The organism is Pseudomonas sp. UYEF17 (genome assembly GCF_040546125.1).
Lineage (GTDB): Bacteria > Pseudomonadota > Gammaproteobacteria > Pseudomonadales > Pseudomonadaceae > Aquipseudomonas > Aquipseudomonas putida_Z.
In genome coordinates, this window is record NZ_JBEPNE010000018.1 from 51,137 (window position 1) to 77,176 (window position 26,040).

At 61.5% G+C, this 26,040-nt stretch carries 22 protein-coding genes; 12 read left to right on the top strand and 10 right to left on the bottom strand.

Annotated features, from left to right (window positions below):
- Positions 1 to 113: 113 nt before the first annotated feature.
- From ABIB24_RS21960 to ABIB24_RS21970, 3 genes are all read right to left on the bottom strand, one after another.
- Complete coding sequence (locus ABIB24_RS21960) at positions 114 to 2,711, bottom strand: HD domain-containing protein (protein WP_354317231.1); 2,598 nt, start codon at positions 2,709 to 2,711, stop codon at positions 114 to 116.
- Between the two features lie 66 nt (positions 2,712 to 2,777).
- Positions 2,778 to 4,028 (bottom strand): ribonucleotide-diphosphate reductase subunit beta, encoded by a 1,251-nt coding sequence (locus ABIB24_RS21965; protein WP_024087598.1) that lies wholly within the window; start codon positions 4,026 to 4,028, stop codon positions 2,778 to 2,780.
- A 245-nt stretch (positions 4,029 to 4,273) separates the two neighbouring features.
- Positions 4,274 to 7,153, bottom strand: coding sequence for a ribonucleoside-diphosphate reductase subunit alpha (locus ABIB24_RS21970; protein WP_025340287.1), 2,880 nt, complete (start codon positions 7,151 to 7,153; stop codon positions 4,274 to 4,276).
- 829 nt (positions 7,154 to 7,982) lie between these two features.
- Here ABIB24_RS21970 and ABIB24_RS21975 point away from each other — a divergent pair.
- Both ABIB24_RS21975 and ABIB24_RS21980 read left to right on the top strand, forming a co-directional pair.
- Positions 7,983 to 8,681, top strand: coding sequence for a response regulator (locus tag ABIB24_RS21975; RefSeq protein WP_025340285.1), 699 nt, complete (start codon positions 7,983 to 7,985; stop codon positions 8,679 to 8,681).
- Positions 8,678 to 10,285: an ATP-binding protein gene (locus tag ABIB24_RS21980; protein WP_085590717.1), complete on the top strand. Its 1,608-nt coding sequence runs from the start codon at positions 8,678 to 8,680 to the stop codon at positions 10,283 to 10,285. The genes ABIB24_RS21975 and ABIB24_RS21980 overlap by 4 nt, the downstream gene beginning before the upstream one ends.
- Before the next feature lie 3 nt (positions 10,286 to 10,288).
- Here ABIB24_RS21980 and ABIB24_RS21985 read toward each other — a convergent pair whose 3' ends face one another.
- On the bottom strand, positions 10,289 to 10,990 hold the full coding sequence (locus ABIB24_RS21985) for a 4'-phosphopantetheinyl transferase family protein (RefSeq protein WP_354317235.1): 702 nt from the start codon (positions 10,988 to 10,990) through the stop codon (positions 10,289 to 10,291).
- Positions 10,991 to 11,149: 159 nt separating this feature from the next.
- A complete protein-coding gene (locus ABIB24_RS21990; protein ID WP_274079064.1) occupies positions 11,150 to 11,941 on the bottom strand; it encodes a dienelactone hydrolase family protein in 792 nt (263 codons plus the stop codon).
- A gap of 129 nt (positions 11,942 to 12,070) precedes the next feature.
- Here ABIB24_RS21990 and ABIB24_RS21995 point away from each other — a divergent pair, with 129 nt between their 5' ends.
- The 4 genes from ABIB24_RS21995 to ABIB24_RS22010 all read left to right on the top strand — a co-directional run bounded on the left by ABIB24_RS21995 (position 12,071) and on the right by ABIB24_RS22010 (position 16,581).
- Positions 12,071 to 12,676 carry an outer membrane beta-barrel protein gene (locus ABIB24_RS21995; protein ID WP_013973837.1) on the top strand — a complete coding sequence of 202 codons (606 nt, stop codon included), beginning with the start codon at positions 12,071 to 12,073 and terminating at the stop codon, positions 12,674 to 12,676.
- Between the two features lie 150 nt (positions 12,677 to 12,826).
- The gene (locus tag ABIB24_RS22000) at positions 12,827 to 13,504 is read left to right on the top strand and encodes a response regulator (protein ID WP_025340281.1); all 678 of its coding nucleotides are present in this window, start codon (positions 12,827 to 12,829) and stop codon (positions 13,502 to 13,504) included.
- Entirely contained in the window at positions 13,501 to 14,847 is a 1,347-nt protein-coding gene (locus ABIB24_RS22005) for an ATP-binding protein (RefSeq protein ID WP_354317236.1), read from the top strand. The genes ABIB24_RS22000 and ABIB24_RS22005 overlap by 4 nt, the downstream gene beginning before the upstream one ends.
- A 411-nt stretch (positions 14,848 to 15,258) precedes the next feature.
- Entirely contained in the window at positions 15,259 to 16,581 is a 1,323-nt protein-coding gene (locus ABIB24_RS22010; RefSeq protein ID WP_075046076.1) for a dicarboxylate/amino acid:cation symporter, read from the top strand.
- 234 nt (positions 16,582 to 16,815) lie between these two features.
- Here the strand turns inward: ABIB24_RS22010 and tsaA are convergent, their stop codons facing one another.
- The 4 genes from tsaA to ABIB24_RS22030 all read right to left on the bottom strand — a co-directional run bounded on the left by tsaA (position 16,816) and on the right by ABIB24_RS22030 (position 19,265).
- Positions 16,816 to 17,508: a tRNA (N6-threonylcarbamoyladenosine(37)-N6)-methyltransferase TrmO gene (tsaA, locus tag ABIB24_RS22015; protein WP_085665247.1), complete on the bottom strand. Its 693-nt coding sequence runs from the start codon at positions 17,506 to 17,508 to the stop codon at positions 16,816 to 16,818.
- Between the two features lie 6 nt (positions 17,509 to 17,514).
- Positions 17,515 to 17,976 carry a YehS family protein gene (locus ABIB24_RS22020; RefSeq protein WP_013973832.1) on the bottom strand — a complete coding sequence of 154 codons (462 nt, stop codon included), beginning with the start codon at positions 17,974 to 17,976 and terminating at the stop codon, positions 17,515 to 17,517.
- A gap of 48 nt (positions 17,977 to 18,024) precedes the next feature.
- Positions 18,025 to 18,735, bottom strand: a complete 711-nt coding sequence (locus ABIB24_RS22025; protein ID WP_013973831.1) for an rRNA pseudouridine synthase — start codon at positions 18,733 to 18,735, stop codon at positions 18,025 to 18,027.
- A gap of 77 nt (positions 18,736 to 18,812) precedes the next feature.
- Complete coding sequence (locus tag ABIB24_RS22030) at positions 18,813 to 19,265, bottom strand: GNAT family N-acetyltransferase (protein ID WP_023663473.1); 453 nt, start codon at positions 19,263 to 19,265, stop codon at positions 18,813 to 18,815.
- Positions 19,266 to 19,465: 200 nt separating this feature from the next.
- On the opposite strand from ABIB24_RS22030, the gene ABIB24_RS22035 reads away from it, so the two are divergent.
- The 4 genes from ABIB24_RS22035 (at position 19,466) to ABIB24_RS22050 (ending at position 23,697) form a co-directional block, all read left to right on the top strand.
- Positions 19,466 to 20,188, top strand: coding sequence for a hypothetical protein (locus ABIB24_RS22035; protein WP_249352858.1), 723 nt, complete (start codon positions 19,466 to 19,468; stop codon positions 20,186 to 20,188).
- Between the two features lie 197 nt (positions 20,189 to 20,385).
- The gene (locus ABIB24_RS22040) at positions 20,386 to 21,231 is read left to right on the top strand and encodes a DUF6502 family protein (RefSeq protein ID WP_137164661.1); all 846 of its coding nucleotides are present in this window, start codon (positions 20,386 to 20,388) and stop codon (positions 21,229 to 21,231) included.
- Positions 21,228 to 22,892 carry a DUF5666 domain-containing protein gene (locus ABIB24_RS22045; protein WP_137164660.1) on the top strand — a complete coding sequence of 555 codons (1,665 nt, stop codon included), beginning with the start codon at positions 21,228 to 21,230 and terminating at the stop codon, positions 22,890 to 22,892. Before ABIB24_RS22040 ends, ABIB24_RS22045 begins: the two co-directional genes overlap by 4 nt.
- A 55-nt stretch (positions 22,893 to 22,947) precedes the next feature.
- Positions 22,948 to 23,697, top strand: a complete 750-nt coding sequence (locus tag ABIB24_RS22050) for a hypothetical protein (RefSeq protein ID WP_024087593.1) — start codon at positions 22,948 to 22,950, stop codon at positions 23,695 to 23,697.
- A gap of 71 nt (positions 23,698 to 23,768) precedes the next feature.
- On the opposite strand, the gene rimO is transcribed toward ABIB24_RS22050, so the two are convergent.
- A complete protein-coding gene (gene rimO / locus ABIB24_RS22055) occupies positions 23,769 to 25,100 on the bottom strand; it encodes a 30S ribosomal protein S12 methylthiotransferase RimO (RefSeq protein ID WP_354317240.1) in 1,332 nt (443 codons plus the stop codon).
- Between the two features lie 310 nt (positions 25,101 to 25,410).
- Here rimO and ABIB24_RS22060 point away from each other — a divergent pair, with 310 nt between their 5' ends.
- Positions 25,411 to 25,665: a type II toxin-antitoxin system RelE family toxin gene (locus ABIB24_RS22060; protein WP_137164659.1), complete on the top strand. Its 255-nt coding sequence runs from the start codon at positions 25,411 to 25,413 to the stop codon at positions 25,663 to 25,665.
- The gene (locus ABIB24_RS22065) at positions 25,649 to 25,975 is read left to right on the top strand and encodes a helix-turn-helix transcriptional regulator (protein ID WP_085590701.1); all 327 of its coding nucleotides are present in this window, start codon (positions 25,649 to 25,651) and stop codon (positions 25,973 to 25,975) included. Before ABIB24_RS22060 ends, ABIB24_RS22065 begins: the two co-directional genes overlap by 17 nt.
- Positions 25,976 to 26,040: the final 65 nt, after the last annotated feature.

Genomic DNA, 26,040 nt, shown 5'->3' on the forward strand with positions numbered 1-26,040 from the left:
GCGCGAGATTTCAAACGGATTTATGCGGGTGGGGCTGAAGCCAGAGATGGAAGTAGGATTTGAGTAAGCTTCTGGGGCGCTATTATTAATAGAGCCCCAGGGGTTAGGTTGAATTAGAATGAGGGGTTAATTATTATTATGCCGTCGCAGACTATGCTGCCTCGATCATGTGTTCCTAAAGGGATTTCTTCTTCGTCACTTTCAATATATTGATCGAACAGTTGTTCTGGATCAACATCCCATGCGTTTCCTAAGGCATTAAAAACGTCGGAGGCAAAATTTAATGAATTGTCGTCAAATAGAGTGTTTTCGCTATTGAAGTGGAAGCGCAAGCGATTGTTGATTATGTACGAAGAGGAAATGTCAATTATCATTATGTCGTAATTTAGTTTGACATTTTCTAGGTTCTTCGTTGCGCCATAAACTTCATAAGGAGAGACCAGATAAATCTTCTCAAGTTTCGGTGTTTTTCTTATTTCTTCGATATTCAGCCATTTGCCGTTTAGTTCTGCTAGTGGCAGGTTTTTCGGGTCTCCGCCGCAGGCATATATATAGCCTGCGCAGTCAGCCTGTTGTTGCGGAGTTAAATATATATTGGGGACTAGATTAGCTTGTTCTGTTGCCCACTTGGCTAAGTTTTTCGGGGGTATGGCAACGTCAGAAGAGTCTCTTGAGGCTCTTAATGCTTTTCCCGACAAGATTCCAGTAATGCCACTCAGATAATTAGAGTCTAGTCCGCCGACAGTAAGTATGCCTGGTAATGAGTTTCCGTGAAACCTGTTGGTTGTTATGCAGGCCCTTCCAAGTATCTCGTCGTGTTGCCCATAGATAGGGCGGACGTTGGTGCTGCAGGTCAGATCATATTCTTTGTCCGAATTGCGTTGTAACTTTATAATTTTATTGATTCTATTGAGGAGTTCGCTCTCTGGGATGTGCGTCCAATCATTGGCTGATATTATTTTTTCACGTTTTTCAAGAGACTCGATGTATAGATCCACATCAATCGCTGGGGCAAGAGCAAGGCAAAGTTCAGAAAGCTTCATTGGCTTTGGCTGATTTGTTACATGCAAAATCCCTCCGCGCTCAGAGGGCGGAACCCTAAGTTTAAGGCTGATTATTGTTCCGCCATCTCTGATAAATTCATCTTGAGTTGCTGGACGTAGAATTGGGCGTCCATAAAGGCCGCTACCAAATTCGACTACAATTGTCTCTGATTTTGCTTTATCTGCGTGCCGCGTAATAATTTTTATATGATCGGATATCATGAAGGCCGAGAAGAAGCCTATGCCGTATTTTCCCGTGGAAGAGAACCCTGATGATATAAGTCCGGGAAATTCATCTTGGACGGCTGAAGATGTCCAGAAGCTTTTCCCAAAATCCAATAGGTAATTTATCAAAACATGCTTTGACATCCCTGTTCCGTTGTCTTCTATGCACAAGTAGTGCTCGGTTTCAACGGTTTTTAATGAAACTATCACACTGCCGTAGGTTGCGTCTCTCTGCTCATAGCTCCGTCTGGCTCTGATGGCATCACATGAGTTTTGTATGAGCTCTCGCAGAGGTACTGCTGGGTTGGCGCCATAGAGCTCTTCTCCTCCGATACTCTTGACAATACTTGGAATGTCCGAGATTTGAACGGTGGCATTTACTGGGTGCCATTTGTCGGTTCGAATATATTTTGCTAGGCGGTCTGGGTTGTCGATGGCTGCAATGCGTCTCGCTGCAAATCTTTCAATATTTTGATCCGACAGTAGGGCATCAATGCTTCTCAGTTCATTATCTACCATGCGCAGGCTGTCAAGGCACACCCACCAACTTTCTGCTTCAATAAATGGAAAGCTTTGGCCGCTAGTGAAGATCAGAGCATCTTCCTTTAGATATGGTTTAAGTAACTTCTCTTGAAAGTCCCAGTGTTGAGCTGATATTTTATTTAATTTTCTGAATGTTCTAGTGAAAATCGGTGCGCGTCTAGCGTCCAAATGAGCAGCATCTGCAGCTCTCAAAATACAGGCTATTTTAAGTGGAGATACAGTCCAGTCACTCGCGGTAGCCCACGGTGGACTGCCAATTGATCCAATAAAGCGGCGCTCAATTTCAGAGATGCTCCACCAATGGCTATGAGCAATTTCGCCTATTATTCCCCCATAAGCCAATCTTAGCTCTGCATCTTCGATTAGGTGGAGATGTTCTTTTTTGTACTTGAATGATGTGAGTGCAAGCTTTTCAGCACTCTCGGCATGTATCTTTCTAAGTATTTCGAAGACAACTTCTTTGAAAATTATTTCTTCGGGGGAGATGACTTCTTCAGGGGATGGCGAACGACCATGTCTCTGCTTGTATTTAGCGTGGGTAGTGTCGATCCATTTTTGTGATTTTTTTAATTCTTCAAGCCCCCCTGGAGTTGCGGCTATGGACATTGCAAGGTCATGAAGTAGAATGGCTCCACCTAAAACATAGACCTCTGTCGGTGTGAGTGAATATCCACTACCGACTATTTGAGATGCAGTTTCCCATAATGAGTCAAGATGAGAGATATCATGGATTGTTAGATCTGGAAGGTCTGCTCGGATTTCAGCGGCGAGCTGTGCTGCCCTTTCACGAAATTTGAGGAAAGAGTTTTTTAGACGGTCTCTATCAGCTTTGAACTCATCTTGTGTGAAGCACTCCTTCCATATAGTCGAGTTCTCAACTAGTGTGGATAGCTCTAGCATTTGCGTCCCTACATTATGTTTTGGCTAATATTTTGTAATAAAAAAGGGAGCGTTAGCTCCCTTTTTTTAGTCCCAGCTCAACGCCCCACCAGTCTGATACTCGATCACGCGGGTCTCGAAGAAGTTCTTCTCTTTCTTCAAGTCCATGATCTCGCTCATCCACGGGAACGGGTTGGTAGTCCCTGGGTACTCTTCCTTCAGACCAATCTGGGTCAGGCGACGGTTGGCGATGAACTTGAGGTAGTCCTCCATCATCGCTGCGTTCATGCCCAGCACGCCGCGTGGCATGGTGTCACGGGCGTATTCGATCTCCAGCTGGGTCCCTTGCAGGATCATCTGGGTCGCTTCTTCCTTCATCGCCGCATCCCACAGGTGCGGGTTCTCGATCTTGATCTGGTTGATCACGTCGATACCGAAGTTCAGGTGCATCGACTCGTCACGCAGGATGTACTGGAACTGCTCGGCCACGCCGGTCATCTTGTTGCGGCGGCCCATGGACAGGATCTGGGTGAAGCCGCAGTAGAAGAAGATGCCTTCCAGTACGCAGTAGTAGGCGATCAGGTTGCGCAGCAGCTCTTTGTCGGTTTCGACGGTGCCGGTGTTGAATTCCGGATCGGAGATGGCGCGGGTGTACTTCAGGCCCCAGGCGGCTTTCTTCGCTACCGACGGGATCTCGTGGTACATGTTGAAGATCTCGCCTTCATCCATGCCCAGCGACTCGATGCAGTACTGGTAGGCGTGGGTGTGGATCGCCTCTTCGAAGGCCTGGCGCAGGATGTACTGGCGGCACTCCGGGTTGGTGATCAGGCGGTACACGGCCAGGGCCAGGTTGTTGGCTACCAGCGAGTCGGCAGTGGAGAAGAAGCCGAGGTTGCGCATGACGATGCGACGCTCGTCTTCGGTCAGGCCGTCCATGCTCTTCCACAGGGCGATGTCGGCGGTCATGTTGACCTCTTGCGGCATCCAGTGGTTGGCGCAGCCGTCCAGGTACTTCTGCCAGGCCCAGTCGTACTTGAACGGTACCAGCTGGTTGAGGTCGGCGCGGCAGTTGATCATGCGCTTTTCGTCAACACGCACGCGGGCGCCGGAGCCTTCCAGCTCGGCCAGGCCTTCGGCGATGTCGAGGTCGTTCAGGGCAGCCTTGGCGCGCTTGACGGCGTCGGAGTCGTCAGCGGTGGCGGCACGGGCTTCCAGGGCGGCGGCACCACCGGCGCTGTCGAGCTTGTCGAGGGTGGCGGCGGCAGCGGCCTGCGCAGGGGTGTTGCCTTTGGCGGCTACTTCGCCGTCTTCTTTATCGAATTCGTCCCAACTCAGCATGGTGAGATTCTCCTGCTTGAGGGCCATCTATCAAGTATGGCCGGTGGATCTTGGTTGCGGTGCGGTGCACGCAAATCTGAGGTGCCCGAAAGGGCTGGCCGCGGCTTTGTAGCCACGGCTTGTTGTGTCTGGCTGTGGAGAGGCGGCGGGAGTGCCGGCCTCATCGCGGGTGAACCCGCTCCCACAGGGTCCGCAGTGGTGCGGAAAACGCGTTGAGGCTTCCCGCAGGAAGCCTCGGCCTGGCCTTACTGGCAGGCTTCGCAGTCAGGCTCGTCGATCGCGCAGGCCTTCGGCACTGGCGCAGGGCCGGCTGCCTGGACCGGGGCGCTGTCGCCACCGCTGGAAACGGCGTTGAGCTTGCCGGTGTTGATGGTCGACTTCTCGGTGCTGGTCGCGGCCAGGGCACGGAGGTAGTAGGTGGTCTTCAGACCACGGTACCAGGCCATGCGGTAGGTAACGTCCAGCTTCTTGCCCGAGGCGCCGGCGATGTACAGGTTCAGCGACTGGGCCTGGTCGATCCACTTCTGGCGACGCGAGGCGGCATCGACGATCCACTTGGTCTCGACTTCGAACGCGGTGGCGTACAGGTCCTTCAGCTCTTGCGGGATACGCTCGATCTGCTGCACCGAACCGTCGTAGTACTTCAGGTCGTTGATCATTACCGAGTCCCACAGGCCACGGGCCTTCAGGTCGCGGACCAGGTACGGGTTGATCACGGTGAACTCGCCCGACAGGTTCGATTTCACGTACAGGTTCTGGTAGGTCGGCTCGATGGACTGCGACACGCCGGTGATGTTGGCGATGGTCGCGGTCGGCGCGATGGCCATGATGTTCGAGTTACGAATACCTTTCTTGACGCGCTCGCGCACCGGGGCCCAGTCCAGGGACTCTTCCAGGTTGACGTCGATGTACTTGGCGCCACGGGCCTCGATCAGGATCTGTTGCGAATCCAGCGGCAGGATGCCCTTGGACCACAGCGAACCCTGGAAGGTCTCGTACGCACCGCGCTCGTCGGCCAGGTCGCAGGACGCCTGGATGGCGTAGAAGCTGACCGCTTCCATCGACTTGTCGGCGAACTCGACGGCAGCATCGGAGCCGTACGGAATGTGCTGCAGGTACAGCGCATCCTGGAAGCCCATGATGCCCAGGCCGACCGGGCGGTGCTTGAAGTTCGAGTTACGCGCTTGCGGCACCGAGTAGTAGTTGATGTCGATCACGTTGTCGAGCATGCGCACGGCGGTGTTCACGGTGCGTTGCAGCTTGGCGGTGTCCAGCTTGCCGTCGACGATGTGGTTCGGCAGGTTGATCGAGCCCAGGTTGCAGACCGCGATCTCGTCCTTGTTGGTGTTCAGGGTGATCTCGGTGCACAGGTTCGAGCTGTGGACCACGCCCACGTGCTGCTGCGGCGAACGCAGGTTGCACGGGTCCTTGAAGGTCAGCCACGGGTGGCCGGTCTCGAACAGCATCGACAGCATCTTGCGCCACAGGTCTTTGGCCTGGATGGTCTTGAACACCTTGATCTTGTTGTACTCGGTCAGGGCTTCGTAGTACTCGTAGCGCTCTTCGAAGGCCTTGCCGGTCAGGTCGTGCAGGTCTGGCACTTCCGAAGGCGAGAACAGGGTCCACTTGCCGTCATCGAAGACACGCTTCATGAACAGGTCAGGGATCCAGTTGGCGGTGTTCATGTCGTGGGTACGACGACGGTCATCACCGGTGTTCTTGCGCAGCTCGATGAATTCTTCGATGTCCAGGTGCCAGGTTTCCAGGTAGGCACACACGGCGCCCTTGCGCTTGCCACCCTGGTTGACGGCAACGGCGGTGTCGTTGACCACTTTCAGGAACGGAACCACGCCCTGCGACTTGCCGTTGGTGCCCTTGATGTAGGAGCCCAGTGCACGCACAGGGGTCCAGTCGTTGCCCAGGCCACCGGCGAATTTCGACAGCATGGCGTTGTCGTGGATCGCGTGGTAGATGCCCGACAGGTCGTCCGGCACGGTGGTCAGGTAGCAGCTGGACAGCTGCGGGCGCAGGGTGCCGGCGTTGAACAGGGTCGGGGTCGAGGCCATGTAGTCGAAGGACGACAACAGGTTGTAGAACTCGATGGCACGGGCTTCTTTGTCTTTCTCTTCCAGCGCCAGGCCCATGGCCACACGCATGAAGAACACCTGTGGCAGCTCGAAGCGCACGCCATCCTTGTGGATGAAGTAGCGGTCGTACAGGGTCTGCAGGCCCAGGTAGGTGAATTGCTGGTCACGCTCGTGGTCGATGGCCTTGCCCAGGCGGTCCAGGTCGTAGCCTTTCAGGGCCGGGTCCAGCAGCTCGAACTCGACGCCTTTGTCGATGTAGGCCGGCAGGGCCTTGGCGTACAGGTCGGCCATTTCGTGGTGGGTGGCGCTCTCGGCCACGTTCAGGAAGCCCAGGCCTTCGGCGCGCAGGGTGTCCATCAGCAGGCGGGCGGTAACGAACGAGTAGTTCGGCTCGCGCTCGACCAGGGTACGGGCGGTCATCACCAGGGCGGTGTTGACGTCCTTGATGGCCACGCCGTCGTACAGGTTCTTCAGGGTGTCGCGCTGGATCAGGTCGCCATCGACTTCGGCCAGGCCTTCGCAGGCTTCGCTGATGATGGTGTTCAGGCGGGCCATGTCGAGCGGCGCCAGGCTGCCGTCGGCCAGGGTGATGCGGATGCTTGGGTGCGGCTCGACCACGGACTCGGTGTTGACGCGGGTGGCACGCTCCTTGGCGCGCTGCTCGCGGTAGATCACGTAGTCACGGGCGACTTTCTGCTCGCCGGCGCGCATCAGGGCCAGTTCGACCTGGTCCTGGATTTCTTCGATGTGGATGGTGCCACCCGATGGCATGCGACGCTTGAACGTGGCGGTGACCTGCTCGGTCAGGCGCGCGACGGTGTCGTGGATGCGCGACGAAGCGGCGGCGGTGCCGCCTTCAACTGCGAGGAACGCCTTGGTGATGGCCACGGTGATCTTGTCGTCGGTGTAGGGGACGACAGTGCCGTTACGCTTGATCACACGCAGTTGGCCGGGAGCGGTGGCGGCCAGATCCTGGTTGGAATCGGCGGCCTGCGGCACCTTGGCCTGCGGGTTCTCGCGAGTTGTGTCGGTTTGCATGGGTGGGTGTCTCCACAGTTTCTATATTGTTCAGGCGCCTTTTGGGCGCCCACCGTTCCGTCCACTTGCTCGATGGCCCGGCGGGGATGGGCAATGCATGCGCATCCGCCCGCGCGGGCGTACCAACTTCGGGACAGACTCAGGAATAAGGGCAATTGGCTCGCCGCTCCCTGGCCGAAGTCAAAGGTTCTGGGCCGGGCCCAAAAACTGTTGCTGATGGATGCCAGGCCTGGCCTGTAACACCCATACCCGAACAAGGCCCTGGAAGGGCTTGCCTCGGTCGCCTCCGCAGGAGCGGTTTGGCTGCTGGAATCACTTGAAGTTCACCCGAAAAAATCGCTTGATTTTGCGGGTTGACTTTTGTGTGTGATTTTGCACGAACCCCTATATCTAGTGGTTCGCTGCGATCGGGATACAAGATAATGCGGTATCGGGGGCTTTGCAAGGCGAGCGCCTGTGGATAACTTGTGCGTACTTTGTGAGTGAATGGTGGGTATTCGCTGTAGGCCTTGTGCCAAGTGGTTTGCAGTATTTTTCTGCGCCTTGCTGCCCCGGGGCAGAATTTTTCGGGCGCGAACCCTATCACAAAAAACGGTTCAGTCGAGGGGCTGCTGGCAGGTTGGCAGTACCGGATGGCAGCCGTAGTATTCCGAGGGGATGTTGCTTTTTGGTTAAAGGGTTATGTTGCCTGTGCTGGCCCTTTCGCGGGTGAACCCGCTCCCACAGGTATTGCACAGGGTTCGAAAGCGGTGCGGTCCTTGTGGGAGCGGGTTCACCCGCGAATAGGCCGGCACAGGCCATAGAAAAACAACAAACAAAGGCACAAGCCATGGACCACCCCGCACCCCGCATCCTCATCGTCGAAGACGACCAGCGCCTGGCCGAGCTCACCGCCGAGTACCTGCAGGCCAACGGCTACGAAGTCAGCGTCGAGGGCGATGGCGCGCGCGCCGCGCGGCGCATCGTCGACAGCCAGCCCGACCTGGTCATTCTCGACCTGATGCTGCCCGGCGAGGACGGCCTGAGCATCTGCCGCCGGGTGCGCAGCCAGTACCCTGGCCCGATCCTCATGCTGACCGCCCGCAGCGATGAACTCGACCAGGTCCAGGGCCTGGACCTGGGGGCCGACGACTACGTCTGCAAACCCGTACGCCCACGCCTGCTGCTAGCACGCATTCAGGCCCTGCTGCGCCGCAGCGAAGCACCGGACAGCAAGCGCCAGGACCTGGCCTTCGGCGCGCTGCGCATCGACAATCGCCTGCGCGAGGCGCGTCTGGGGGAACAGCTGATCGAGCTGACCGGCGCCGAATTCGACCTGCTCTGGCTGTTGGCCAGCAACGCCGGGCGGGTGCTGACGCGCGAGCAGATCTTCACCGCGCTACGTGGCGTCGGCTACGACGGCCAGGACCGCTCCATCGACATACGCATCTCCAAAATCCGCCCCAAGATCGGCGACGACCCGCTCCAGCCAAGGCTGATCAAGACCCTGCGCAGCAAGGGCTACCTGTTCGTCGGCGAGGCCCCATGAACAACTCGATCTTCCTGCGCATCTATGGCGGCATGCTGGCCGTGCTGGTGCTGGTGGCCCTGCTCGGGGTGCTCAGCCTGCACCTGGTCAACGAAGTCCGTGCCGCCCAGCACCGCGAGGGCCTGGCCCAGGGTACCTTCAGCCTGATGGCCGACAACCTGGCGCTGCAGAACGACACCGAACGCAAGCGCTCGCTGCTGATCTGGGAGCGCCTGCTCGGCGTGCCGCTGGCGCTGCAACCGATGACCGCGCGCACACTCGATGGCGGCCAGCGGGCGCGCCTGTACCGCGGCCTGGTGGTGGTCGAGAAGACCGGCCCGCATGCGGCCCAGGTGCTGCGCAAGGTCGGCCAGGAAGACCTGATGCTGGTAGCGCAGATCAAACAGATCAGCGAGCAACTGGCGCGGGCCACCCTCTATCTGTTGGCTGACGAACTGGTGCGCTACCCGGTGACCGAACAGCAGCAGCGCCTGGCACAGATCAAGAAAGAAAAGGGCTTCGGCTTTGGCGTGGCCCTGCAGCGCATCGAGCGGGTGAGCCTGGACGATGACCAGCGGCGCCGGGTCGAGGAGGGCGACACGGTCATGGCCCTGGGCAAGGATGGTGACTCGATCCGCGTGTTCGCCGGGCTGGCGGGTTCGCCCTGGGTGCTGGAAATCGGCCCGCTGTACCAGCTCAACCCGTATCCGCCGCAGTTGCTGGTCCTGATCACCTTTCTTGGCCTGTGCCTGATCGGCCTGGTGGTCTACCTGCTTGTGCGCCAACTGGAGCGGCGTGTGTCGGGGCTGGAGATTGCCGCCACGCGCATCGCCCAGGGCAGCCTGGACACCCGTGTGCCGGCCGGCGATGCCGACTCGGTGGGGCGCCTGGCCGCGGCCTTCAACGGCATGGCCGAGCACCTGCAGCGCTCGCTGACCATGCAGCGCGAGCTGGTGCGGGCGGTTTCCCACGAGTTGCGCACGCCGGTGGCACGCCTGCGCTTTGGCCTGGAGATGATCGAAAGTGCCACCACCGAGCAGGCCCGCGCCAAGCACCTGGCGGGCATGGACGGCGATATCCAGGACCTCGACAAGTTGGTCGACGAGATGCTCACCTACGCCCGCCTGGAGCAGGGCGCACCGGCGCTGAAGTTCGAGCGGGTAGACCTGGACGCCTTGCTCGACCGGGTGATCGAAGAGCTTGCGCCGCTGCGTGCCGAGGTACGGGTGGTGCGCGGTGAGTGCCAGGGCGCCGATGGCGAAGGCGCCTGGGTCGAGGCCGAACCGCGCTACCTGCACCGGGCCCTGCAGAACCTGGTGGGCAACGCCATGCGCCATGCCGAGGCCGAGGTGCGCCTGAGCTACCAGTTGGGGCAGCAACGCTGCCGCATCGACGTGGAGGATGACGGCCCGGGCATCCCCGAGGGCGTCTGGGACCGTATCTTCACACCGTTCACCCGCCTCGACGACAGCCGTACCCGCGCCTCGGGCGGGCATGGCCTGGGCCTGTCTATCGTGCGGCGGATCATCTACTGGCACGCGGGGCGGGCCACGGTGGGGCGCAGCGCCGCGCTGGGCGGTGCCTGCTTCAGCCTGAACTGGCCACGGCAGCAGGCACCGTTGTGACGGTCAGACGCTGACCAGGCTGAGCAGGTGGCCGTCCTGCAGGCAGAACTGGCCCTGCAGTTCGGCGCCATGCCGCCACTGCGGCGACAGGTCGGTGAGCAGGCGCAGGCGGGCCAGGCCTTCGGCGGACCAGTCCAGCACTTCGGCGTGCTCGAAGTAGAAGCGCTGGCGGGTCAGCGGGTAGAGCGTCTTGAACAGGCTTTCCTTCAGCGAGAAGGTCAGGGTGACGGCAAGGCCGAGCTGGCGGCGGTCCAGCCGCTCGAGTTCGGGCGGGGTGAGGATTTCACCCATCAGCCGCTCGGCACGCTGGTCATCCAGCAGTGCTTCCTGATCCAGGCCCAGGCCCTGGCAACTGCCCTCGGCAGCAACCACGGCGGCAGCCCAGCCTTTGCCGTGGGTGATCGAGCCGTGGATGTCGGCGGGCCAGATGGGCGAACGGTCCTCGTGGGTACCGGGCACGTAGTCACGGCCGTCCAGGCGCTGCAGCGCGGCGCGGGCACATACCCGGCCGGCCAGGTACTCGGCCTGACGCTTGGCCACCGAGCGCTGCAGGCTGGCGCTTGGCACGACGCCGGCGCGCTGGAAGTCGTCGGGTGCCAGGCGGGCGGGGTCGAAGTAGCAACTGACCAGCACCGCGCCGGGTAGTGGGCGGGGCAGGGGCCAGTGGTGCTGGAGCGGGGCGCAGCAGGCGGGGAGTGTGTTCATGGGGGGTATTGTGCCAGCCGCAGCGGTGGTGTGGGAGGTGGAATAGCTGGGGCTGCTTTGCAGCCCATCGCGACACAAGGCCGCTCCTACACAAAGCGACGCGGTACCTGTAGGAGCGGCCTTGTGTCGCGACGGGCCGCAAAGCGGCCCCGGCAATCCTTACTTGAACACCTTCTTGAAGAACGCCTGCATATCCGCCCAGGAGCTCTCATCCGCCGCCTTGTTGTAGGCAATATCCGGCCCGCCATGTTCACCGTGCCCCATGCGGTCCGAATCCGGGTTGCTGAACCCGTGCTTGGCACCGGGAATACTGACGAACTGGTAGTTGACCTTGGCTGCATCCATTTCCGCCTTGAACGCTTCCACCTGCTGCTCGGTCACCAGGGAGTCCGCCGCACCATGCTCCACCAGGATATCGGCCCGCACCACGCCCGGCCTGGCCGGTGTCTGCGTGCCCAGCGGGGCGTGGAAGCTCACCACGCCATCGAGCTTTTCCCCTCGCCGCGCGGCATCCAGCGCCACCTTGCCGCCAAAGCAGTAACCCACTGCCCCCAACTGGTGCTTGTTGGTATTGGGCTGCAGCTTGAGCAGCTCCAGGCCGGCATCGAAGCGCCGCTCCGCGGCCTCGGGGTCTTTCGTCGCCGCTGTCATGAATGCCTTGGCGTCGGCAGGGTGTTCGGTTTGCTTGCCGTCGCCATACATGTCGATGGCCAGCGCGTTGTAGCCCAGCGCCGCAAGCTCGCGGGCGCGGCGCTTGACGTAGTCGTTCAGCCCCCACCACTCATGCACCACGACAATGCCGGGGCGCTTGCCTTCGATGGCGTCATCATAGGCGTAGTAGCCGACCAGGCGGTTGCCGTCGGCGTCCTGGTAGGGGATTTCGCGGGTTTGTACCGCCGCTTGGGCGAGGGCGGCGCTGCACATCAGGGTCAAGGCCAGCAGGGCGCGCATGGTCACTACTCCTTGTTCTGCAAACGGTTCGTTCAGCCGAGGTTCAGCCAGGGTTCAGTCGCGGTTCAGGGTGCCCTGCTTACTCTAGCTTCCAGACCGAAACAGCGCACTCAACTGGAGTATCCAGCCATGAAAACCTTCAACACCCTGCTTGCCGCCATGGCCGTCTGCGCCGCTGGCATCACCACTGCCCAGGCCGCTGACGACAACTTCGCCAGCCTGACCTACGGCCAGACCAGCGACAAGGTTCGCAAGTCCGGCCTGCTGCAGCGCAACACCGACCACCTCAACGCCGACGGCATCATCGGCAAGGACGACACCTGGGGTGTGCGCGTGGGCAAGATCAATGACCAGGGCCGCTACTACATGACTTACGACAATGTCTCGGGCGACCACAGCGGCCTGAAGCTGCGCCAGGAAAACCTGCTGGGCAGCTACGACCTGTTCCTGCCGGTGGGTGATACCACCAAGCTGTTCGGCGGCGGCAGCCTGGGCGTGACCAAGCTGACCCAGGACTCGCCGGGTGCCAGCCGGGATACCGACTACGGTTACGCGTATGGCCTGCAGGCCGGCGTGATCCAGGACATCACCGACAAGGCTTCGGTTGAACTGGGCTACCGTTACCTGCGTACCAACGCCGCCACCGAAGTGGGTGCGCACGGCGGGCCGAAGGACGGCACCCTGCGCCTGACCAGCAGCGCGCAGACCTACCTGGCTGCAAGCTACAAGTTCTGACGGGCGAGCCGGGTTATCCTGTACCGGCCTCTTCGCGGGTAAACCCGCTCCCACAGGGATCGCGCAGTTCTTCAAACCTGTGCAGTACCTGTGGGAGCGGGTTTACCCGCGAAAGGGCCGGTACAGGCAATACATATCAAGGAGCTGCACATGAAACTGCTGGTGGTCGAGGACGAAGCCCTGCTTCGTCATCACCTCTACACCCGCCTGGGCGAGAGCGGCCATGTGGTCGAGGCGGTCGCCGATGCCGAGGAGGCGCTGTACCAGGCCGGGCAATACCATTTCGACCTGGCCATCATCGACTTGGGCCTGCCCGGCATCAGCGGGCTGGAGCTGATCACGCGCCTGCGCAGCCAGGACAAGACCTTCCCCATTCTCATCCTCACCGCCCGCGGCAACTGGCAGGACAAGGTCGAGGGCCTGGCCGCCGGTGCCGACGACTACCTGGTCAAGCCGTTCCAGTTCGAAGAGCTCGAGGCACGCCTGAACGCCCTGCTGCGCCGTTCCAGCGGCTTTACCCAATCGACCATTGCCGCCGGCCCGCTGGTGCTCGACCTCAACCGCAAGCAGGCGACGCTGGACGAGCAGCCCCTGGCCCTGACCGCCTACGAATACCGCATCCTCGAATACCTCATGCGCCATCACCAGCAGGTGGTGGCCAAGGACCGCCTGATGGAGCAGCTGTACCCCGGTGACGAGGAACGCGACCCCAATGTCATCGAAGTGCTGGTCGGCCGCCTGCGGCGCAAGCTCGAGGGCGAGCACGGCTTCAAACCGATCGACACCGTGCGCGGCCTGGGCTACCTGTTCACCGAGCGCTGCCGATGATCCGTTCGCTGCGGGTGCGCCTGATGCTGGCGGCCGCGGTGCTGGCGCTGCTGTTCATGCTGGCGCTGCTGCCGGCCTTGCAGAAGGCCTTCAGCCTGGCCCTGCAGGAGTCGATCGAACAACGCCTGGCCTCGGATGTGACCACGCTGATTTCCGCTGCGCGCATTGAGCACGGCCAACTGCAGATGCCGACGCTGCTGCCGGACGAGCGTTACAACCTGCCGTATACCGGCCTGCTCGGCTATATCTTCGACCGCGACGGCAAGCTGGTCTGGCAGTCGCGGGCAACCGCCGCGCAGAACGTCAACTACCGCCCGCGCTACGACGGCCGCGGCAACGAATTCGCCCGCATTCACCAGGCCGATGGCGAAGAGTTCTTCGTCTATGACGTCGAGATCAAGCTGCTGGGTGGCCAGAGCGCCGCCTACAGCATCGTTGCCCTGCAACCGGTGCGCGAATACCAGCACACCCTCGATGGCCTGCGCGAAAAGCTCTACCTGGGCTTTGGCGCGGCCTTGCTGGCGCTGCTGGTGCTGCTGTGGGCCGGCCTGACCTGGGGCCTGCGTTCGTTGCGCCGGCTCAGCCGCGAGCTGGACGACGTGGAGTCGGGCGTGCGGGATGGCCTGAGTGGCGAACACCCACGGGAGCTGCTGCGCCTGACAGGCTCGCTGAACCGCCTGTTGCGCAGCGAGCGCGAGCAGCGTCAGCGCTACCGTGATTCACTCGATGACCTGGCGCACAGCCTGAAGACGCCGCTGGCGGTGTTGCAGGGGGTGGGCGAAAGCCTGCAGCAGCGTAGCGGCGAGCGCGAGCAGGCGCGCGTGCTGCAGAGCCAGATCGAGCGCATGAGCCAGCAGATCGACTACCAGCTGCAACGCGCCAGCCTGCGCAAGAGCGGTCTGGTACGCCACAGCGTGTTGCTGCGGCCGTTGCTCGAAAGTCTGTGCAGCACCTTGGCCAAGGTGTACCGGGACAAGCGGGTGGATGTGACGCTGCAACTGCCCGATGCGGCGCAGGTGCCGATGGAGCAGGGCGCGTTGCTGGAGCTGCTGGGCAACCTGCTGGAGAACGCCTACCGCCTGAGCCTGGGCCAGGTGCGCGTAAGCCTGGAGCAGGCGCCTGGGCAGTTGACCTTGTGCATCGAGGACGACGGGCCGGGGGTGCCGGCGGACCAGCGCGAGCGGATTCTGGAGCGTGGGGAGCGGCTGGACAGCCAGCACCCGGGGCAGGGGATCGGGCTGGCGGTGGTCAAGGATATCGTCGACAGCTATGACGCCGAGCTGAGCCTGGGGGATTCTCCTCTGGGGGGCGCTGCGTTCAGGGTTACCTTCAACCTCGAGTGATTTACTGGGGTGGCCGGCCTCTTCGCGGGTAAACCCGCTCCCACAGGGGGCGCACTGCACTCGAGCCCTGTGCAGTACCTGTGGGAGCGGGTTTACCCGCGAAGAGGCCGGCACAGGCAAGCCACAATGGGCGGATTCCCGCCAATGCCCCTGTACAAATCCCGCCACCGGGCGGAAATCCGCCAGCCTTTCTCAGGCAAACCGCCCCGTCGTTGGGCGTTTATCCCTCGCAAATACAGCCTTTGCACCCTTGCTGGGCATTTTGGCACCACCCTTGCTATTGATCCTCGCAGAGGCCTGCCCAGGCAGCTCGAACACAACGACAAATCCCTCCAGGTGCAGGAGGGTTAGCGATTCAGGTGCCCCATCGCCCTGGGAAGGGCGAACCGGCACACTTGAGGAAAATTAGCCATGACGACACGTCAGCCGCTGTACAAATCCCTGTATGTCCAGGTGTTGGTCGCCATCACCATCGGCATCCTGCTCGGCCACTACTACCCAGAGACCGGCGTCGCCCTCAAACCCTTGGGTGACGGCTTCGTCAAACTGATCAAGATGGTCATCGCCCCGATCATCTTCTGTACCGTGGTCAGCGGCATCGCCGGCATGCAGAGCATGAAGTCGGTCGGCAAGACCGGCGGCTACGCGCTGCTGTACTTTGAAATCGTCTCCACCATCGCCCTGATCATCGGCCTCGTCGTCGTCAACGTGGTCAAGCCGGGCGCTGGCATGCACATCGACGTCAGCACCCTGAACGCCAGCAGCGTGGCTGCCTACGCCGCCGCCGGCGCGCAGCAGACCACTGTCGGCTTCCTGCTCAACGTCATCCCCAACACCGTGGTCGGCGCCTTCGCCAACGGCGACATCCTGCAAGTGCTGATGTTCTCCGTGCTGTTCGGCTTCGCCCTGCACCGCCTGGGCAGCTACGGCAAGCCGGTGCTGGACATGATCGACCGCTTCGCCCATGTCATGTTCAACATCATCAACATGATCATGAAACTGGCCCCGGTCGGTGCCTTCGGTGCAATGGCCTTCACCATCGGCCAGTACGGCGTTGGCTCGCTGGTGCAACTGGGCTACCTGATGGCCTGCTTCTACATCACCTGCCTGCTGTTCGTGCTGGTGGTGCTGGGCGGTATCTGCCGCGCCCACGGCTTCAGTGTCCTCAAGCTGATCCGCTACATCCGTGAAGAACTGCTGATCGTGCTGGGTACTTCCTCCTCGGAGTCGGCCCTGCCACGCATGCTGGCCAAGATGGAGCGCCTGGGTGCGAAGAAGTCGGTGGTTGGCCTGGTCATCCCGACCGGTTACTCGTTCAACCTCGATGGCACCTCGATCTACCTGACCATGGCTGCGGTGTTCATCGCCCAGGCCACCGACACCACCATGGACATCACTCACCAGATCACCTTGCTGCTGGTGCTGCTGGTGGCATCCAAGGGTGCTGCCGGTGTTACCGGTTCGGGCTTCATCGTACTGGCCGCCACCCTGTCGGCCGTTGGCCACCTGCCGGTTGCCGGCCTGGCGCTGATCCTCGGCATCGACCGCTTCATGTCCGAAGCCCGCGCCCTGACCAACCTGGTTGGCAACGCCGTTGCCACCGTGGTCGTGGCCAAGTGGGTGAAGGAAATGGACAACGACAAGCTGGCAGCGGAGCTGGCCTCCGGTGGTGCGCCGCTGGTCGATACCCGTCCGACCGACGACCTGGGCGTGGCTGAAGGCCCGGCTCGCTGATCGCGGGATGGTGAAAAGAAAAAGGCGACCTCAGGGTCGCCTTTTTCATGTGCCTTCATACCTGTGCGCGGTCCTCTGTAGGAGCGGCCTTGTGTCGCGAAAGGGCTGCGTAGCAGCCCCGGCAACCTTGCAGGATGGCCGAGATCCTGGGGCCGCTACGCGCCCCTTTCGCGACACAAGGCCGCTCCTACAAGGGACCGCGTACAGGCGCGAAGACCGCGTACAGTCCAGAGGTCAGGCCAGCACCACCTCCAGCACCCGGATCACGTCCGGTTGCGGGTAGTGCCAGCGCACCTGGACATCCCAGAACTTCACCCCATACACCCGCTCGGCCGGCGGCACCTGGTAGGCCGGCCGTGGGTCCTGCGCCAGGCACTGCTCGATCAGCTCCACCAGCGGTTCGCCCAGGCGCAGTGCATGTTCGCGGGCCTGGGGAAGGGCGTTGTCGCCCCACTGCACGGCGATCGCGGCAGGCGCTTGGCTGGCCATCTGGTTGCTGGCGCCAGCGATGCTATCGGCGTACGGCACATACGGCTTGATGTCCAGCACCGGCGTACCGTCGAGCAGGTCGATGCCAGACAACAGCAGGCGCCCTGGCTCCACGCCTTCCAGGCGTACCACCGACTGGCCGATGCCATTGGGCCGGTGAGTGGCGCGGGTAGCGAACACACCCATGCTCTTGTTGCCGCCCAGGCGCGGTGGCCGCACTTTCAGGCGGGGTTTGTCTTCCAGTGCCTGGTGGAACAGGAACAGCAGCCAGACATGGCTGACCTGCTCCAGCCCCTCGACCGCATCGCCCTGGTCGAACGGCGGCAGCAGCTCGAGCACGCCGCGTGCGGCGGGCGCCAGTTGCGGCTGGCGCGGGATGGCGAACTTCTCCTTGAAACAGGAGCGGATGATGCCGACCGGGGTAACCGTATGCTGCATGGCCAATCAGCCGCGCACGCGCAGGGTCAGGCCCTTGAGGAAGTTGCGCAGCAGCTGGTCGCCGCAAGGGCGGTAGTTGTCATGGCCGGCCTTGCGGAACAGCGCGCTGAGCTCGGGTTTGCTGACCGGGAAGTTGACCGACTTGAGGATCGCATGCAGGTCATCTTCCTTGAGCTCGAAGGCCACCCGCAGCTTCTTGAGGATGAGGTTGTTGGTTACCGGCAGCTCGATCGGCTGCGGCGGGCGGCTGTCATCCTTGCCGCGGCGGTGGATCACCAGGCCGTCGAGAAAGTGCGCCATGACCCGTTCCGGGCACCGCACGAAGCCTTCCTCGTCTTCCTTCTTCAGGTAGGTGGCCAGCACCAGGGGATGCACGTCGAGGCCGGATAGCCCGATGATTTCGGCCATCTTGGCGTCATTCACCTTGAGCATGTAGCGCAGGCTGCGCAGGACGTCGTTGTGGTTCATTGTTGCAGAATCCTGTTCAGGTGCCGCACCTGTGGCGCGGCGTATTGCTTAGAAACGTTCGGTAGTGGCCAGGTAGCGCCACTGGCCCAGGGGCAGCTTGCCCATCGACACGCCACCCAGGCGAATGCGGCGCATGCCTACCAGCTCCAGGCGCAGGTAGGCGCACAGCTCGGCGATCTGCCCTGGCTGCGGGTTTTTCAGGGCCATGCGCAGGTGGGTTTCGTTCTGCCAGCTGGCCTTGGCTTTAGGCAGCTCGCGGTCATTGCGGGTGGCACCACGCGCCAGGCGTTCCAGCGCCTGGGGCGTGGTCTCGCCGCGCACTTCAACGATGAATTCCTGTTCCAGGCGGCGCAGGTCGGCGTCGATCTTGCGGGTTACCCGCCAGTCCTGGGTGAATACCTGCAGGCCGCTGGCACCGCGCTCCAGCGGCGCCACGCAGGCCTGCCGGGCAAAATGCCCGTGCAGTGCGCGCACGCCTTCGCGGTGGGCTTCGCTGAGGTTGCTCATGTTCATGCTGGCGCGGGCGGTTTCGCTGTCCACGCTGGCCGGCTGGTTCAGCAGCAGGGTTACCGGTTCCAGCGTTTCGGCACGTGCACCCGGCAGCAGTTCGACGCGCTGCTGTTCGACCTTGAACTGCGGTTGCTCGACTACCACGCCATCGACCGTGACCCAGCCGCCCTCGATATACAGCTCGGCCTCGCGGCGGGAGCAGCCAAGCTGCTCGATAAGGCGTTTGGACAGGCGGACGGGTTCGGACATGACGGCAATTCGCAAAGGCAGGGAAAGACCTGCATTGTACCTGCCTGCGCGGCAGAGGGGCTGGGAATCTGTGTCATTTACGCCGTTTTGCGCAGGCGCATGTGCAGCAGCGGGTAGGGTTGCCCCAGGCCGTCGGTTTCCGAACGGCCGATCACCTCGAAGCCCTCGTGCAGGTAGAAGCCCAAGGCTTGCGGGTTCTGTTCGTTGACGTCCAGGCGCTCGGCATTCAGTTCGTCGATCGCATAGTGCAGCAGGCGCTTGCCAACCCCTTTGCCACGGTACTCCGGTGCGACGAACAGCATGTCCACGCGCCCGTTGGCGACCCCGGCGAAGCCGCAGATGCGCTGGCGGTCCTTGCAGCAGATCAGCATCACTGCATCGAGGTAGCGACGCAGCACCTGGTCGCGCAGCAAGACGATGTAGCAATCCGGCAGGAAGTCGTGGGTGGCCCGTACCGAGTCCTCCCACACCTGTACCAGTTCGCCGTAGTCACTCAAGCGCGGGGTTTGCAGCGTCAGTACCGAATGCATGCCGGTGTTCCTCCATGACGATAAGGCAAACATAGCAGGCCAACCACCGGTCGGCTTCTCCGTGCGCTGCTTGAACCTCGGGGTTTGGCGGTCTATTACTTTCCCGTGGGAAAAATTCCCACACAATGAAAAGCAAGAACCGAACACAGGATTCCCGGCTTGATTTGGCGTTTCTCATGGCGACGACCTGGAGACGAAATATGCAAATACATGTGCTGTTCAAAAAGGCGCTATTGGCGGTTGCCGTTGCTGGCGTGCTGTCGACTTCCATCGTTCTGATCCCGGACTCGATATCCAATGGCTCCAGCGCCTACGCCAAGGATGGTGGTGGCGGTGGTGGTCACGGAGGTGGGGGCGGCGGTGGCCACGGTGGTGGTGGAGGTGGTCACGGTGGCGGCGGTGGCGGCCACGGTGGTGGCGGCGGTGGTCACGGTGGTGGCGGTGGCGGCCATGGTGGTGGCGGTGGTGGTCACGGCGGTAGCGGTGGTGGCCATGGCGGTGGCGGCGGTGGTGGCGGCGGTGGCGGCCATGGCGGTGAAGGCGGCGGCCACGGCGCTGGCGGGGATGGAGATGGCCATGCCGGCAACAGTGGGCGCGGCCATGACGGCTCCTCGAACTCTGGGCGCAGCGGCAACCACGCTGAAGCGGGTGATGATCATGGCAATCACGTTGGCGGTGAGCCTGGGGACGATCACGGCAATCACCTTGGCGGTGAGCCCGGTGACGATCATGGCAATCACGTTGGCGGTGAGCCCGGGGACGATCATGGCAATCATGTTGGCGGTGAGCCTGGCGATGACCACGGCAATCACGCTGGTGGTGAACCTGGTGATGATCGTGGCGACCATCTGGGTGGCGAACCGGGTGATGACCGCGGTGAGCATGCCGCAGGCGAACCGGGTGATGACAACAGCAGGAGCTGACTGGCTCTGAACGGTCTCATGCAGCGCCCACGGGGCGGGCCTGCATGAGGCCAGGTACGGATACACGGCAGCCCCACTCAACGCGAATGCAATGAGCGCCGACGACTATCCCTCATCTCGTCAGGGATATGGTCACAGTTGGTGTGGGATCTTTTCCCGCGTCGTATACTGGGTTCATCTGTCAAGGAATGCGCTCAATGCAATCGCCTACCATCCCCCCTTCGATGTTAAGCGCACTGCGGCGTGTCATGCGTCCTCTGGTGCGCCTGATGCTGCGCAAAGGGGTCACCTACACGATGTTCGCCGACCTGCTCAAGGAAGTGTTCGTCGACGTGGCCCATCGCGAGTTTCGCCTGGACGGTACAGCGCCGACCGACAGCCGCATCAGCTTGCTCACGGGCGTGCATCGCAAGGATGTCCGGCGTTTGCGCAGCGAGGGGGGCGTATCGCTCGCCGCGCTGCCGGGAAACATCACGTTAGGTGCACAGTTGGTCAATATGTGGACCACTGGCAAGCCGTTCTGCTCGGCGCCTGGCCAGGCGCTGCCGTTGCCGCGCCTGGCGAGCGTTGGCGGCGATTGTTCCTTCGATGCGCTGGTGGCGAAGATCAGCACCGACATCCGCGGGCGGGTGGTGCTGGATGAGTGGTTGCGCCTGGGTATCGTCCGGCTCGACGACCAGGACTGTGTTCACCTGGAGGCCCAGGCATTCGTGCCGCAGAAGGGCTTCGACGAAAAGGCCGCGTACTTTGGCCACAACCTGCATGACCATGCCTGCGCAGCAGTGCACAACCTGAGTGGGGACGGCCAGCCGTTCTTTGAACGCAGTGTGCACTACGACGCCTTGAGCCCGGCCAGCGTCGACCATCTGCGTGCGGCGGTGGACAAGGACGGCATGCAGATGCTGCTTGCCTTCAGTCGGCTCGCATCAGACCTGGAAGATGCCGATGTGCCCAGCGCCGAGCAACGTCAGCGCATCACGGTAGGGCTTTATTTCTACACTGAAACTGCCGACCCCGATTTGTCGAAGACACCAGACCCATGACTTCCCTCGCGCGCTGCCTCAGTGTCGTCACACTGGTCCTGGGTTTCGGGCTGAACCTGGTGGCGCCTGCCGAGGTGGCCGCAGCACCGGTATGTGTCAGCCGTGACGAAGTGGGTATGGCGGGGGCGGCGGGCTTGCAGGTTCCGGGCGGTATTGGTGGTACCGGGGCCAGGACGGGTGGGGTCGGTGGTACCGGTGTACGCAGCGAAAACGGCGGAGTGGGTGGCACCGGTGCACCGCTGCCGCAGCGTCCCGGCGGTACGGGCGGGACCGGTGCGGTGGCCGACGGTGTGGACGGCACCTTCATCGATCACGGCGGGGTAGGCGGTACCGGCGCACCTATCCTGCGCCCGGGCGGTACCGGTGGCACGGGCATCGTCGGCACCATCACCGGGTTTGCCTCGATCTGCGTCAATGGCCTGGAAGTGCACTTTGGCAAGGACGTGCCGGTGAGTGAAAACGGTGCGCCTGCCAGTAGCGCTCACCTGGCAATCGGCCAGGTTGTCGCGGTGGAGGCATTTGCCGGCAAACGCGGCCTGCAAGCAGGGCGCATCTCGATCCTCAACGTTTACGAAGGGCCGCTGACGGCACTGCCCAATGCTTCGGCCCCCCTGCGGGTCATGGGCCAACCTGTGCGGCTTGCTGCAGGGGCGCGGGTGGCTGAAGGGCTGCGCCCGGGCGAGCCGGTCAGGGTCAGTGGCCTGCGCGATGCCAGGGGCGAAGTGGTAGCCAGCCGTATCGAACGGGCGCCGGGGCTCAGGGAAGCCAGTGCCATCGGTGCGGTTGACCGTGCCGGCAGCCTCCAGGGGCTGAAGCTGGGAACCCGTGTGGCACCTGCGCGGGAAGTGCTGGTACGTGGGCAGTGGACCGGACGGCAGCTGGAAGTGGCGCAAACCCGCCCAGACCCGAGCCTGCCTTTTGCTGGCCGTGTGCAGACGGCGGTGATCGAGGGGCTGGTGCAGCGCAGCCACGCTCAACAACTGGTGGTGGCAGGCATCAAGGTGACGCTGGGGCAGGGCACCGTGATCGTCGGCAAGCAGCCCGCGGCATTGGCGCTCGATCAACGTGTGCGGGTGAGCGGGGTGTTCAATGGCAGGCACGAGCTGCGGGCAACCCGCGTGGAGTTCGATGACGACCGTGCCGACAACCCGGACAGAGGACATTCGGGGCGTGGCAGCGAGCACGGCACCCGTGACGCTGAAGCTTCCAGCAATAGCGGGCATGGCGGACGCGATGCGACCAGTGATCGCATTGAAAGCAGTGATGACCACAGCGGGCACGACAGTGTTGACGATTCCAGTGGTCGGGACAGTACTGAAAGCGTGGACAAGTCCGGAAGGTCGGAACATGTCGACACCGTGGAGCAACCTGAGAGCAGCAATAGTGGCAGCTCTGACCGGGTAGAGAAGGTCGAGCTTGAAAAGGTGGAAAAGATCGAAAAAGCAGAGAAGGTTGAAAAGGTAGAGAAAGTAGAAAAAGTCGAGAAGATCGAGAAAGCCGAGAAGCCCGAAAAGGTCGAGAAGATCGAAAAACCTGAGAAAGTCGAGAAGGTAGAAAAAGTAGAGAAGGTCGAGAAAGTAGAGAGGGTCGAAAAGGTCGAAAGGCCCGAGACAGTAGAGAAAGTCGAAAAAGTGGAGCATCCAGAGCGATCCGGGCATTAGGCAACTAGGCTGGGTAAGTGCTATCACCCCTCCCGTCCGGGATACCGAGGTGCAGATGAGACCCACGCTCCCTCTTTTCGCCTGCTTGCTGTCATGCGCCAGCGCGTCGGTGCTGGGCGATACCTTCAGCGCCGCCATAGGCATGGACTATTCAAGTGGCGACTATGGCACGGGTACAACCTCGGAAATCTGGTACGTCCCCGTGGTCGGCAAGTATGAAACCGGCCCAATGACCTATAAGGTCACCGTGCCTTGGCTGCGCATCACCAACCCTGAAGTGGGCCCGAATGGTGACCCCTTGCCCGGTGGCTGCCGGGATGTGGAAAGCGGGCTGGGGGACACGGTTGCCAGCGCCGGTTATGCCCTGCTCGATGGCAGTGACGGCGGCTTGATGCTGGACCTGATCGGCAAGGTCAAATTCCCCACTGCCGATGAAGACCAGTGCCTGGGCACCGGTGAATACGACTACACCGGCCAGGTCGACATCGCCAAGGCCTTTGGCCCGGTGACCGGCTTCGCGACCCTGGGCTGGAAGAAGTTCGGCGACCCGCCCGACAGCGATTTCGACGACCCGATATTTGCCAGTCTCGGCTTCGCCATGCCCGTGGCTGCAGGCACTTCCGCGGGCGCTTCCTACGACTGGCGGCAGAAGGTCGTCTCGACGGGCGCGCAGATCAAGGAGCTTACCCTGTTCCTGACACACAAGCTCAACCAGCAGTGGAAAGTGCAACTCTATGCAGTCAAAGGCTTCTCGGATGCCAGCCCGGATGCAGAGGGAGGCCTGATGCTTTTTCACGCGTTCTGACGAAAAAGCCCCTGGCCCGGCAGTTCCTTGTGGGGAATGGCGGGGCAGGGGCTTTTCAGTTTGCAGCTGTGTTAGATGGGTTCAGCCCACATGTCGTATTCGTCGGCATCCACCACGCGGCAACGCACCTTGTCACCCGGCTTGAAGCCGTGGTCGCCATCGATGAACACGCTGCCGTCGATTTCCGGGGCATCGAAGAAGCTGCGGCCAACCGAACCTTGCTCTTCCACTTCATCGATCAGCACGTCGATTTCCTTGCCGATGCGCAGTTGCAGGCGGGCGGCGCTGATGGCCTGCTGGTGGGCCATGAAGCGGTCCCAGCGGTCCTGCTTGACTTCGTCCGGCACTTCTTCCAGGCCCAGGTCGTTGGCCGGGGCGCCTTCCACCGGCGAGTACTGGAAGCAGCCCACGCGGTCCAGCTGGGCTTCGGTCAGCCAGTCCAGCAGGTACTGGAAGTCTTCCTCGGTCTCGGCCGGGAAGCCGACGATGAAGGTGGAGCGAATCACCAGCTCCGGGCACTGCTCGCGCCAGTTCTTGATACGTGCCAGGGTGCGGTCTTCGAAGGCCGGGCGCTTCATGGCCTTGAGCACTTTCGGGCTGGCGTGCTGGAACGGGATGTCCAGGTACGGCAGGATCTTGCCGGCGGCCATCAGCGGGATCACGTCGTCGACGTTCGGGTACGGGTACACGTAGTGCAGGCGTACCCAGGCACCCAGGCTGCTCAGGGCTTCGCACAGCTCGAGCATGCGGGTCTTGACCGGGCGGCCGTTCCAGAAGTCGGTCTTGTACTTGACGTCGACGCCGTAGGCGCTGGTGTCCTGGGAAATCACCAGGATCTCCTTGACCCCGGCCTTGACCAGGCGCTCGGCCTCGCTCAGCACTTCGCCGACCGGGCGGCTGACCAGCTTGCCGCGCATCGACGGGATGATGCAGAAGCTGCAGCTGTGGTTGCAGCCTTCGGAAATCTTCAGGTAGGCATAGTGGCGCGGGGTCAGCTTGACGCCCTGCGGCGGTACCAGGTCGATCAGCGGGTTGTGGTCCTGGCGTGGCGGCACCACTTCGTGCACGGCGTTGACCACCTGCTCGTACTGCTGCGGGCCGGTGACCGACAGCACGCTCGGGTGCACGTCACGGATGCTGCCTTCCTCGACACCCATGCAGCCGGTGACGATGACCTTGCCGTTTTCCTTGATCGCTTCGCCGATTACTTCCAGCGACTCGGCCTTGGCGCTGTCGATGAAGCCGCAGGTGTTGACCACCACCACGTCGGCGTCCTCGTAGGTGGGCACGACTTCATAGCCTTCCATGCGCAGCTGGGTCAGGATGCGCTCGGAATCGACCAGGGCTTTTGGGCAACCCAGGCTTACGAAACCTACCTTGGGGGTGGCGGGCGTGGTGGACATGACTAACCTCGGTATTGAATGCAGGTCGCCCGACCGGAATCGGGGGCGATCTTGACGGGCGCTTTTGGCGCCTCTGATCAAAAAGTGCGCAATTCTAGCGAGCGCAGGGTCGCTTGACCAGCAGAAATGCGACGAACGCTGCGCTATGCCAGCCAACCGTAAGTTGCTTGCTCGGCAAAACCTCGAAACACAGCCTGGCAATGGTTCCCCTTGAATCAATAGACCCCGCCCGTCACCCTCGTCTGCGCCGATGAAACCTTTTCTTGAACTTATTCGATTCTTATAGTTTTCTTATAAGACTGGCGTGGAAATGAATACGATCAACTGGTCACGCAAAGCTGTGAAGCAACTCAGGAAAATCGACAGGATTGATCAGTCAAAGGTCTACGATGCTGTTCAGGCATTGATGCACATGCCGCACGTTCAAAACATCAGGGCGCTGGTCAATCACCATTGCGGTTACCGTCTCAGGGTGGGTAACTACCGGATACTTTTCGACTGGGACGGTAGCGTCAAAATTGTCAGCATCGAGGAGGTCAAGAAGCGCGATGAACACACCTACTAACGTACAGATCATCAATGATGCTGACGGGCGTCCTGCCTTCGTCGTGCTGCCGTATGCCGATTATATCGCCAGCCATCCGCAACCGGACCTGGTACCCAATGAAGTCGTTGGCTATATGGTGAAGGACGGTATGACCGCCATTGCTGCCTGGCGCAGGCATCTGGACCTGACTCAGGCTGAAGTTGCCCAGCGCCTGGGCGTCTCGCAGTCGGCGTATGCCCAGCAGGAAGCTGCCGAGCGCCCACGCAAGGCCACTCGCGAAAAGATTGCTGCAGCGTTGGGCATACCCATGCAGTCTCTGGACCTTTAGTTGTAACCGCCAGGTGACCCGCCAGAGGCGCACCAGCAGAAAATCCACGAACGCTGCGCTATGCT